This window comes from Nitrosomonas sp. Nm33 (assembly GCF_900107265.1).
GTDB lineage: Bacteria > Pseudomonadota > Gammaproteobacteria > Burkholderiales > Nitrosomonadaceae > Nitrosomonas.
On the sequence record NZ_FNPJ01000086.1, the window covers coordinates 1 to 11020 of the forward strand.

General features: G+C 46.7%; 10 protein-coding genes. 6 read left to right on the forward strand and 4 right to left on the reverse strand.

What is annotated here, in order from left to right; all coding sequences use genetic code 11:
* Positions 1-323: transposase (locus BLV54_RS13230; protein ID WP_090571816.1), on the forward strand; the 323-nt coding region annotated here is incomplete at its 5' end.
* Between the two features lie 376 nt (positions 324-699).
* Here the strand turns inward: BLV54_RS13230 and BLV54_RS13235 are convergent.
* The 3 genes from BLV54_RS13235 to BLV54_RS13245 form a co-directional block, all read right to left on the reverse strand.
* The gene (locus tag BLV54_RS13235; protein WP_090572111.1) at positions 700-1053 is read right to left on the reverse strand and encodes a YdbL family probable chaperone protein; all 354 of its coding nucleotides are present in this window, start codon (positions 1051-1053) and stop codon (positions 700-702) included.
* 29 nt (positions 1054-1082) lie between these two features.
* Positions 1083-1298 (reverse strand): YnbE family lipoprotein, encoded by a 216-nt coding sequence (locus BLV54_RS13240; RefSeq protein WP_256329491.1) that lies wholly within the window; start codon positions 1296-1298, stop codon positions 1083-1085.
* A 100-nt stretch (positions 1299-1398) separates the two neighbouring features.
* Positions 1399-4023: an intermembrane phospholipid transport YdbH family protein gene (locus BLV54_RS13245; RefSeq protein ID WP_090572112.1), complete on the reverse strand. Its 2625-nt coding sequence runs from the start codon at positions 4021-4023 to the stop codon at positions 1399-1401.
* Between the two features lie 148 nt (positions 4024-4171).
* Between BLV54_RS13245 and BLV54_RS13250 the strand changes: the two genes are divergently transcribed.
* The 5 genes from BLV54_RS13250 (at position 4172) to BLV54_RS13270 (ending at position 10240) form a co-directional block, all read left to right on the forward strand.
* The gene (locus BLV54_RS13250; protein ID WP_256329492.1) at positions 4172-5494 is read left to right on the forward strand and encodes an OprO/OprP family phosphate-selective porin; all 1323 of its coding nucleotides are present in this window, start codon (positions 4172-4174) and stop codon (positions 5492-5494) included.
* Between the two features lie 104 nt (positions 5495-5598).
* A complete protein-coding gene (dnaJ, locus tag BLV54_RS13255; protein WP_090572113.1) occupies positions 5599-6717 on the forward strand; it encodes a molecular chaperone DnaJ in 1119 nt (372 codons plus the stop codon).
* An 81-nt stretch (positions 6718-6798) separates the two neighbouring features.
* Complete coding sequence (locus tag BLV54_RS13260) at positions 6799-7536, forward strand: C39 family peptidase (RefSeq protein ID WP_090572114.1); 738 nt, start codon at positions 6799-6801, stop codon at positions 7534-7536.
* Complete coding sequence (locus tag BLV54_RS13265; RefSeq protein ID WP_090572115.1) at positions 7533-9005, forward strand: RimK family protein; 1473 nt, start codon at positions 7533-7535, stop codon at positions 9003-9005. The genes BLV54_RS13260 and BLV54_RS13265 overlap by 4 nt, the downstream gene beginning before the upstream one ends.
* Positions 9002-10240 (forward strand): carboxylate-amine ligase, encoded by a 1239-nt coding sequence (locus BLV54_RS13270; RefSeq protein ID WP_090572116.1) that lies wholly within the window; start codon positions 9002-9004, stop codon positions 10238-10240. The genes BLV54_RS13265 and BLV54_RS13270 overlap by 4 nt, the downstream gene beginning before the upstream one ends.
* A 478-nt stretch (positions 10241-10718) precedes the next feature.
* Here BLV54_RS13270 and BLV54_RS13275 read toward each other — a convergent pair.
* Positions 10719-11020 (reverse strand): transposase (locus BLV54_RS13275; RefSeq protein WP_256329493.1); only part of this gene is annotated, 302 nt, incomplete at its 5' end.

Genomic DNA, 11020 nt, shown 5'->3' on the forward strand with positions numbered 1-11020 from the left:
CGATTGGTGCCCTGATTGGAAAGTTACTGGTAACCATCGGCCTGTTTGAAGCCAACATCAATGCTGATGTGTTTCATGGATGGGCGATGCAGGACTTGTTGCCTAAATTGCCACTACATTCCATCGTTGTGATGGACAATGCCACCTTCCATAAGAGACAAGACACACGGGATGCCATACATAACGCCGGGCATACCCTTGAATACCTTCCCGCTTATTCTCCTGATCTCAATCCCATCGAACACAAATGGGCACAGGCCAAGGCGCTCCGTAGACAACAAAACCAAACCGTCGATACGCTCTTCAAATCCTATGCATTCTGAATCATTCTTAACTGGTTAGGCTATACAACCGTTCCGGCCAGGAATTGGGATGATTCTTTCGCGCTATCCAGTCACAGCAGCGGTACCTGCTGCTTTCAGAGGTGCTTATGAGTTACTCTCAGTGGGTGTGGCGTGGCCGCATTTCCGGCCCATTACCATAATTTTTGGGTCACCCCTCCAACTGTAAGAACTGGCATTAGGTGGAAGAGGAGAAAGTGCAGAAGAACGCGTCGTACATGGGCTTGAGGAAGCGATGGCTAAATTGCTGGCGGAAGCTGAGCGAGAAAAAATGCAGAAATGAATAATATCTATGCGTCTATGCCTATCCTGTTTGCACTTCTTCACTTCTTAAGAAAGATGAGTGCTAACCTGATCTTTATTTCTGTACCCATTGACCATTCTCTTTTTGAAACCAAGTGCCAGCAGGGATTTTCTTGAATATTTCCATGGCGTAAACTTTACCAACCTGATCAACACTCACACCTTGGGTAGCAGCCTTTTCCTGATAAATTGCTCTACGTTTAGTATTAATGGCATTAGCCTCAGCTTGAGCGCTGGAGTTTCTGGCAACTACATAACCGCTATAACTTTCACCTATCGCTCCTGAGGTACGCAACTGTTCCAGGTTATCGGCCCACACCAGCGTTCCATAGAGTGATAGTGTCAAAAGCACAGCGCTCAGGATTCCCACTAGGGATTTTGTTTTTAGAATGGATGGAAGACGTAGCATGATGATTTCCTTATCAATTTCATTTTGGACTAGAAAACATTCGGATTGGCTTCAATGTCTTTCTTCGCCTCTTCTTCAAGCTGTACGCGTATATCAGCATCCAGCTTGACATTAAGATTAATGGTGATGGGTTCTTGTGGTGCTTCGACTTTGACTGTTGGTGTACAGGCGGTGATCACCAGGCAGCAAAATATCAATGATCCCATGATAGATGGGATATTTCTTATTTGATAGGTTTTGTACACAGTTGCATTCCTTTACTGATTGATCCTTGGATCCGGGTTTCTGCACGATCGGGTAATAATCATAACAACATACAATACATACATTTTAACTAAATAAAAATTAATGTAGCCTGAATAGGTCGCGCAGCACTTTATTGGAAAGTCTGTAGCCCTGACCAATGGCCTCCAGAATCTTGCCAATATTACTTTCAAGATTAATATTCAAGCGAAACATCCGCCCCTCTTTAACATTTGGATTATTTCCCAGCAGAGAGAGAGTGGTTACCAGGTCATGCGCAGCGGATTTATCCAGCTTTAATGACAGCTCTGTATAGTGAAAGTCCTGCAGAGCCTGGAGTAATAATTTCATTTCTTTGCCTGAGCCCGCTAATAATTGTGAGGCTTTTTCAGATTGAAATTGCAGCATGCCTGGTACCTTTGCCTCAAGATGGCTGTTTCGTATGATGATGTGATCGCCTTCGAGCATGATCGGAACACTGCCATCTAGGCGACCGTTGCCAGTCAATCCTTCTACCTTAACCTGATCAAAAAAGGCCTCGAGATCGATATTATTTACGAATATCACCACATCGTTGCGAGCAGAAGTTGGATCGATGAGGGTAGGGCCTAAAGACACTATGCCGCCAAGCAAGAAAAGGTTTGCTTTTTCGAGGACAATTCGAGGCGGTGAATCTTCAATTTGATAGGAAATCACCAGGCTTTCTATGGGAATACCCAAATCAATACGCCGAATAGTCAGGGTTTGCTGGGGCGGGCTGCTGGGTGACAACAAGTCAGTTAAATTCAGTGTTGCATTCAGCCCGCTGATTTTGCCAGCCTGATGGATAAACGATACATTGTCCAGCTCAAGCATGCCGCTGCTGCTTATGCCTTTCTTGGACCACCTGAACTTAGCACTGGCGCTGACCATGCCGCTTACATTCTTCAGCTGGGAAAGATTAGGAAAAAGCGTTTTAGGTTGTAGGCCATCGACTGCAAAATCTAAGGGAGCAATCACTATCTTTAGCATGCCGTCACCGCTATCGAGCACCTGCTCTCCCATGATTCTCAAATACCATGTGCCTGGTACACCGCCAACAGCATTCATTGAATATATCTTGGATTGCCCATGGACAGACTTACTTTTAATACTGCCAGAAATGGAGAGGGGGGCAAAGTAGGGCGCTGATACTTGATGGTGTAGCTTACCGATGGTGAAGTCGGCAATATTGCCTTTTTCTGGAGTGCCAAGGTGGAGCGTCGCAGCAATATTATCCAGGTGTAGGTTTGATTGCGGTAGAGTAAGGTCCATACCATTAATGATACCTTTGCCTTGGTATTTTTTACCTGCATCGTATTTCCCGCTTAGGATCATTTTCCCGGGATGAATCTGTGCTTCAATCGCCTGAGTTTCTTCTTGTTTAACAAGTAGCGTAAAGTTTGTTGCTGTTGCTACGAGATAATGATTGAATGCCAGACCTTGCATATGATTTACCAGTTCGATATCCATCTTTTGAATAGACAGATTTAAAGGACCCTTGAGGCTGACAGCATTAAGCGGGTCAATTCTGTCGAGTGTGAGCTGCCCCGATTCTTGCAGTCCCATTCGCCAAGTACCATGGTCGAAGTGGAGCTGCAGCGGTAAGGTAGCAGAGGCTCGATGGACAACCAGCGGTCCGGCAACCAGCCGGTCTGCATCGGCATGCAGATCGAGCTTGCCAGTCCAGGCATCTGGCGAACCATGGAATGCGCCTGTTAGCTTGATTCGGTCAATAACCGTGCCTGGCGGTAAACCGAAACTTGCCAGCCAGTCAGAGTCAAGATTGGCTGTACTGCTCGTATTGAGGGCTAGATCAATGTCAGGTGCGACAAGGTAATGACGCATCGTGACATCTAAATGTGCCACATGTGTGTCATCGGAGGTTAGTAATTTTCCAGTTAACTGTGCATTAGTTTCATCCATTTGCAAACTGAGTCTAGCTTGTTTAAAGATTTGCTTTGCCAGTTTTCTACCTGGCAGATGAATATCGGATAACACGAATTCAGCCTTGATGTGTTGTGGGCGCATCGCTGTTAGTATGAAAGCAGCCTCGCCAGAGAGATTGAAAACTTCCATCTTGGGCAAGTTCAGCTTTCCTTCGGACACAGTGATCTTGCCTTGGAGATTTCCGTTCGCACCCAGGGTTGCAGTAAGCGTACTTTTGATCTGACCCGGTGCACCGCTGATTTCGGCACGCAGATATGCAGCCTGACTTTCCCACCCTCCTCGATCGAGGTTGCCTGTCAGAGTAATGGCAAAATTACCCCATGCTGAATGCAGATGAATAGTTGAATCTAGCAGTGAAATGGCAGGAAACCTGAATTGACCAGTATTTTCTCCAGACGATGAAATCATGGGTTGCAGCACACTCATCGGTGATCGTTTACTGTCCAGATTGAGCGCTGCTTGCAGACCGCTTATTTCAATTGAGCCTACCGTACCCGCGAGCAGGTCGCGCAAATGCCAGGTGACATGAATTTTGTCGATTTGCAGCTCTTTATCATTGCCCATCGACAGGTTACGCAAAAGCAGGGTGTTGAACGAGATATCCGTAACCGAAAGGGAATGTACTAGGATGCCCTGTTTGCGTAGCTGCTCGCTGATGAGAGATTCTAAAAGAGAAAGTCGAAATGCATAGAAGCTAGATACAGTTATGATGATGAAGCCAGCAAAGGCCATTAACCAAGTGGCTAGACGTTTACTCATCTTACAAATTGAGTTGTTTGCAATAACTAATAAAAACTATTGTAGCAACTAGCCGGAGAGTCTCAATGATAGTTTCTGCGAAAATACAGAGCGAGAATGAGTAACAGAAAATTATCCTTTTATTACCATAGATACAAGCAAGTGCGTTATGATCGCAATTGTTACTGAAAAATCAAGCATGAAGTGCACTGTTCAGTTTTTTATCACTCTGGTATTGATCATTTTAAGCATAGCTTCCTGTTATGCAGTTAACGTGACCATTAAAGGTGGCCCCAGAATCAAGAGTGATGACGGTAATTTTGAGATAGGACTCAATGGTCGCGGTCATTTTGATGTACATTCATTTTCTCCAGATCATGCTAATCCAGATTTTCCTCCATTTGGTAGCCAGCTTTTAAGCAGTAATGATCGTGATGGGTTTAATTGGCGCCGTACTTACGGTACGCTCACAGGCAGAATCTACAGTTTAAATTTCAAATTTGAAAATGACTTTGCTATCAATGCTAATACCCCTTTCCCTCATAGCCTCCGTGAAGCGTGGCTTTCAACTAAACTAGGTCCAGGCCAGATCACACTGGGTCAATTCAAACCTTATCGTGGTATGGAAGAATTAACCAGCTCCAATGAAATTACCCTCATGGAACGTCCATCCACTTCCTCTACTGGAATATATAGCGGACGACAATTTTTAACTGGAATCGGTTATAAGGCAACAATCAGAGATAATATTGGTTTTGGCATCGATGTCATGAGTCTTTCTCATTTTGGTTTGCCTATTGAAGGCATAACTTATGGTGGTCGCGCGGTTTGGTTGCCTATAGATAAAGAAGGCAACATTCTGCATCTTGGATTTTCTGTGAGTAGAGATACTACCAGTAAAGATTCGTTACCAGCTAGGATAGTTGATATTTATGGTGGACGTGAGGGGATAAGCAAATCCTTGGGTGTTGCAGGAGCAAGCCCAGGCGCACCTAATAGTAATAGTCAATCGACTTTTTCCGCCGAGATGGCGTATTCCTTCAGAGCGTTAACGCTACAGGGTGAGTATGCGATATCGGGACTTGATAATACTCATCAAGTAAATGGAAACACAAAGGATTCCACTATTCATGTCTTCTATATACAAGCAAGCTGGTTTGTGACTGGAGAGAATGCAGTTTATAAGAAGGATCGTGGCACTTTTGGTAAGCCGAAACCGATCAATAAATTGGGTGCACTGGAGCTTGCCGCCCGCTATGATTTCGCTGAGAACATCAATCAGAGCCTTAGTGCTGATCCCTGCAAAACGGGTACTTCAAAATGTCAGGTTCAAGTAATCACGCTAGGTATTAATTGGTATCCTTACCAAAATATCCGTTTTATGCTGAATTATTACCTTACTGAAGCCAATATAGGGAATGCAGGCTTGGGTACGCCAACGCGGAAAGATAATCCTTCAGTACTTTCTTTCCGCACGCAGTTAAGTTTCTGATCTAGAATTTACCGAACTACTGCTAACTAAAAGAAAATTTGAGGAAATATTTCCAATTAATAAAATGAGTTTGTAACGATAATCAAAAAACCAGGGGAAGCATTATTTCCGATCAGCGTGATTATTATGAAGTACTTGGTGTTGCCAAGGATGCCGATCAAAAGGCGATCAAGGATGCTTTCCGTACCCTTGCGCTGAAGTATCACCCAGACCGTAACAAGGAACCTGGGGCTGAGGAGCGTTTCAAGGAAATTGCCGAGGCTTATGCGATTCTTTCTGATCCGCAGAAGCGGGCAGAATATGATGCACGCGGGTTTGCGGGAGTAGCAGGAACTAGGCCGGAGGATTTGTTCAGCGGTATCAATTTTGAGGATATTTTTGGTGGGCTCAATTTTGATTTCGGCATGGGTAATTTGTTTGATAGCTTCTTTCGTCGAGGTAGGGAGCGAGCAAGGCCGGTTCGTGGCACAAATATCGAGGTAGATCTTTATGTCACGCTGGAACGGATTGCGGCAGGTGGAGAAGAAGTCGTTCATTTGCTCCGTCCTGCCACTTGCCCTGCCTGTCATGGTACAGGTGGTGAAGGAGGTGTTGCGCCACGCAAATGTGAAACATGTGGCGGAACAGGGCGCATCACGCATAGTCGCCGTGAGGAAAAAGAGCATCTGCTGATTCAGCAGATACTCCCATGCTCAGCCTGCCACGGGCGTGGCAGCATTATCGATCATCCTTGCCCGGAATGTTATGGCAGCGGTGAGGTCGAACAAAAGGAAGCGTTGACGGTAAAAATCCCGGTTGGGATTGAAGAAGGCATGGCGTTGCGTATCCCTGGCAAAGGGATGCCAAGCCCTTCACCTGATGGCGTTGCGGGCGATCTGTATGTGGTGGTACGGACCTGGCAAGATGCGCGCTTTGAGCGAGCAGACGCTGATTTGTTGCACACAGTAATGCTACCTCTTATCGATGCGGTGCTGGGTACCAGGCTCAATGTGCAGACATTGCATGGTTCGATCGATGTGACAGTCCCTGCTGGCACGCAGCCTGATGCGGTATTACGTGTAAAAGGAAAGGGATTGCCCGCATTCAGGAGTGAGCGGACAGGCGATCTCTATTTGCGGATTCGATTGAAAGTGCCGGAGCATCTCACTCAGGAAGAGCAGGAATTATACGAGCAATTGCGTACGATTAGTCGTAAAGTGCATGAGGAAAACCTGAATAAGTAATCAATATGCTACTGTAGTTTCTTACTCATATTTTCCTTAACATGATAAATATATTATCCATGCTTTAGGAGGCGGATGAGAATGGCTGCCAAGCTGAGACCCATACATTACCTACCCGTCAAGATACTGCCCCAGCCGGATGAGACCACTTGTGGCCCGACTTGTCTGCATGCTGTTTATAACTATTGGGGGAAGAATGATCCGCTGGAAGATCTCATTGCCCGCATCCGTAAAGTGGAAAGTGGTAGAGGCACATTCGATGTTTTTCTAGGGTGCGATGCTTTACGCAATGGTTTTCAGGTCACCATCTATACCTACAATCTGATGGTGTTCGACCCGACCTGGTTTGTGGCGGGGGTAGATATTGCTGAGCGCTTGCAGCAGCAGCGTGAGGTCAAAACAGATCGCAGGCTGCACTATGTTACCGAAGGTTATCTGGAGTTTCTTAGACTGGGTGGGCGAATACAGTTGGTTGATCTCTCCCATTTGCTGATTTATGGTCTATTACATTGTGGTCTGCCGATTCTGACTGGATTGAGCTCGACGTTTTTGTATCGTGTCGCGCGCGAACATGGACCGGATGATACGCCGAATGATATACGCGGCTTCCCCTCGGGCCATTTCGTGGTTATTGCTGGCTATAATCGCACCAAGCGTACTCTGTTGGTGGCTGATCCTTATGGGCCTACCCAGGAGTACTGGAGTAATATTGACCGGGTGATCGGTGCAATTCTACTGGGGATCGTGACGTATGATTCCAACTTGCTCGTCATCCATCCCCCACGAGCACTCGAACAACAAGCAATTGAATTACCATGAGCAATCTCATTGTCGTGAGTAATCCCCATGACTGGCCGCTGAATATTCCTGACGTGACGGTGGTGTCTGCCAGAGTGTATTTGACTGACCCGGCATATGGCAGTCAACTCAGAGTGCGTGTCTTTAATCTGTGCAGATCCTATCGTTACCAGAGTCTCGGCTACTATGTTTCACTGCTGGCGGAAGCACGCGGGCATAAGCCTTTTCCTCGCGCGAACGCCATCGAGGATCTGCAATCTCCTGGTTTGGTACGATTGATTACAGAAAATCTGGATGAGCAAATACAAAAATCACTGGCGTTAATCAAATCAGAGCATTTCGAGCTCAGCATTTATTTTGGCCGCAATGTGGCCAAACATTACGACCAGCTCAGTCGCCAGTTGTTTAATTTGTTGCCAGCGCCGTTGCTGCGTGTTTATTTCGATCGCCATGATGGTCAGTGGCGTATTCGGAACATCAAGACTATTGCCGCAAGCGAGATTCCGCCGCAACATCAAGATTTTGTTGTGCAGGCTGCCACGGATTATTTTTCCGGGCACAAACCATGGACCCAGAAGCAGGTTGCGCCTCGCTACGATTTAGCTATTCTGCGTGACCCAAACGATCCGGAGCCACCTTCCAATGCCAAGGCATTGAAACAGTTTGAGAAGGCGGCAGAAAGTCTCGGCATGCATGTCGAATTCATTACGCATACTGATTTTGGCCGATTGCCTGAATTCGATGCGCTGTTTATTCGTGATACCACTTATGTCAATCATTATACATATCGCTTTTCGCGGCGAGCCGCTGCCGAAGGCCTGGTGGTGATTGATGATCCGAATTCAATCCTTAAATGCAACAACAAGGTATATCTGGCTGAGTTAATGGCCCGGCACCGCATTCCTGTGCCTAAAACCTTGCTGGTCCACCGGGACAATGTCGAGCAGGTGATCCCAGCACTTACTTTGCCGTGTGTGCTCAAGCAGCCGGATAGTTCATTCTCGCTGGGAGTGGCCAAGGTCACGACAGAAGAAGAGTTGCGCCACAAAGTACATGAGTTGCTGGACAAATCGGAGCTGATCGTGGCCCAGGAATATCTGCCAACTGAGTTCGACTGGCGGGTAGCCATACTGGATCGTCGTCCCTTATTCGTCTGCAAATACTACATGGCGCCGGGACACTGGCAGATTGTCAAACATGGCGAACAAAAACGCGATTATGTAGAAGGACTTACACAAGCTGTCTCACTGGAAGAAGCCCCGATCAAGGTAGTAAAGATGGCACTGAAGGCAGCCAATCTGATCGGTGATGGTCTGTATGGGGTAGATATCAAGCAAGTCGGCAAACGCTGTTATGTCATCGAGATCAATGATAATCCCAACGTCGATGCCGGTAATGAAGACGGTATCCTGCAAGATGCACTATATCAGCAGATTATGACGGTATTTTTGCATCGATTGGACAGGCGTAAGCAGGGAGGAGGGTGGTGAAGGCCGTGTTACCTGCGTTTTCCGGCTACGGCATTGAATTGGAGTATATGATTGTCGATCGCGAGAGCCTTTCCATTCTCCCCATTGCAGATGAATTGCTGCATATGCTCGCTGGCGAGTATGTTACTGAGGTCGAGTGTGGCCGATTGTCCTGGTCCAATGAGCTTGTGCTGCATTTGCTTGAGCTTAAGAATACCCATCCTGAGCCAGTGATTGAATCTCTTCCCACACTGTTTCAAAGTGAAATCCAGCGCATCAACCGTGAGCTTGAATCCATGAACGCAAGGCTGATGCCTTCTGGTATGCATCCCTGGATGAATCCCCGAATCGAAACACGATTATGGCCGCATGAGCATGCAGAAATTTATCGTGCATATGATCGTATTTTTGATTGCAAGCGCCATGGCTGGGCCAACTTGCAGAGCATGCATCTGAATATGCCCTTTGCTGATGATACCGAATTTGCCCGCTTGCACGCAGCCATTCGGCTGCTGTTACCTATTCTACCTGCACTGGCAGCGAGTTCCCCAATTGCTGAAGGGCGTCACACTGGTTTTCTGGATAGCCGCTTAGAAAATTACCTGACGCATCAAATGAAAATCCCCTCAACGATGGGAAAAGTTGTGCCCGACACGATCACGAGCCGTGCAATGTATGAAACGCAGATTCTGAACCCGATGTACCGTGAGATTGCTACACTTGATTCAGAGAGAGTATTGCAATACGAATGGCTCAATGTGCGGGGCGCTGTGGCGCGTTTCATGCGCAATGCAATTGAAATCAGGCTGATCGATGTCCAGGAATGTCCGGCTGCTGATCTGGTCATCGCTGCGGTCGTGCGCGATAGCGTGCATGCGCTCTATGATCAACAAACGGTATCGCTTGCAGATCAGCAGGCGATCAGCACCGATAGCCTGGTCAAGATCCTGCATGATTGCATCCGGGATGCCGAACAAACCAGGATCACTGATCAACAATATCTGGGACTAATGGATTTTCCTGCGCAATGCTGTGAGGCGCGTGAACTGTGGCAGCATCTGGCTGCCTCAGCGATGCTGGAGCAGAAAATCCAACCCTGGCAGGATGCATTAACCACCATACTGGAACAAGGCCCATTGGCACGTCGTATTTTGCGCGCTGTTGATCAGGATTTTAGCCAGGCGCGGTTAAAGACTGTCTACAGAGAACTATCCGATTGCTTGCATGAGGGGCGGCAGTTTCTCAGAGTTAATTAAAGATAAAGTAGAGGGAGTTTAGCCTCAACAACACACTGCCAAGTTCAGCTGATTGCTGACAAAATAATTGCTGTTCGATTTGTTCAAATCTGATCAACGATGAGTGTCTGGTGAAATAACTCAAGGCATATTTCGACAAGTCGAGACTCTGAGAACAAAATTCGCTCCCAGCGATCATGCCAACAGCGATGTTCTGCAAGCCAAGAGTTAACCTGCACTCATCTACCCATCAGATGGCTGGTAGGAAATGCATACTCAATGAGCGGCACCGGCCAGGAGAAACCATCCTGTATCATCTGGTACAAAAACACATTGAGATTTGCTTTGCGCTAGTAGAGGCGGAAACCGGGCGAGGTTATTCCAATTTGCATTGAAAAATGAAGAAATGAAACAATATAGCCATGAATTACGAGGAAAAAATCATGGCAAGAAAAGCAAGTGGAACAGATCAATTATAGCCTAACCAGTTAAGAATGATTCAGAATGCATAGGATTTGAAGAGCGTATCGACGGTTTGGTTTTGTTGTCTACGGAGCGCCTTGGCCTGTGCCCATTTGTGTTCGATGGGATTGAGATCAGGAGAATAAGCGGGAAGGTATTCAAGGGTATGCCCGGCGTTATGTATGGCATCCCGTGTGTCTAGTCTCTTATGGAAGGTGGCATTGTCCATCACAACGATGGAATGTATAGCTGATCCCATATAAAATGATTTAAAGTGCATAAGCGGTAAAGAGCTGCTCGATGGAGCATCCTTCCTTTTTTCTGATTGTTTTGGCCTGG

What these genes read in the sequence shown, in the direction of transcription:
- BLV54_RS13235 (WP_090572111.1), bottom strand. Translation starts at nt 1,053, where the DNA reads ATGCTACGTCTTCCATCCATTCTAAAAACAAAATCCCTAGTGGGAATC.
- BLV54_RS13245 (WP_090572112.1), bottom strand. Translation starts at nt 4,023, where the DNA reads ATGAGTAAACGTCTAGCCACTTGGTTAATGGCCTTTGCTGGCTTCATC.
- BLV54_RS13250 (WP_256329492.1), top strand. Translation starts at nt 4,172, where the DNA reads ATGATCGCAATTGTTACTGAAAAATCAAGCATGAAGTGCACTGTTCAG.
- BLV54_RS13260 (WP_090572114.1), top strand. Translation starts at nt 6,799, where the DNA reads ATGGCTGCCAAGCTGAGACCCATACATTACCTACCCGTCAAGATACTG.
- BLV54_RS13265 (WP_090572115.1), top strand. Translation starts at nt 7,533, where the DNA reads ATGAGCAATCTCATTGTCGTGAGTAATCCCCATGACTGGCCGCTGAAT.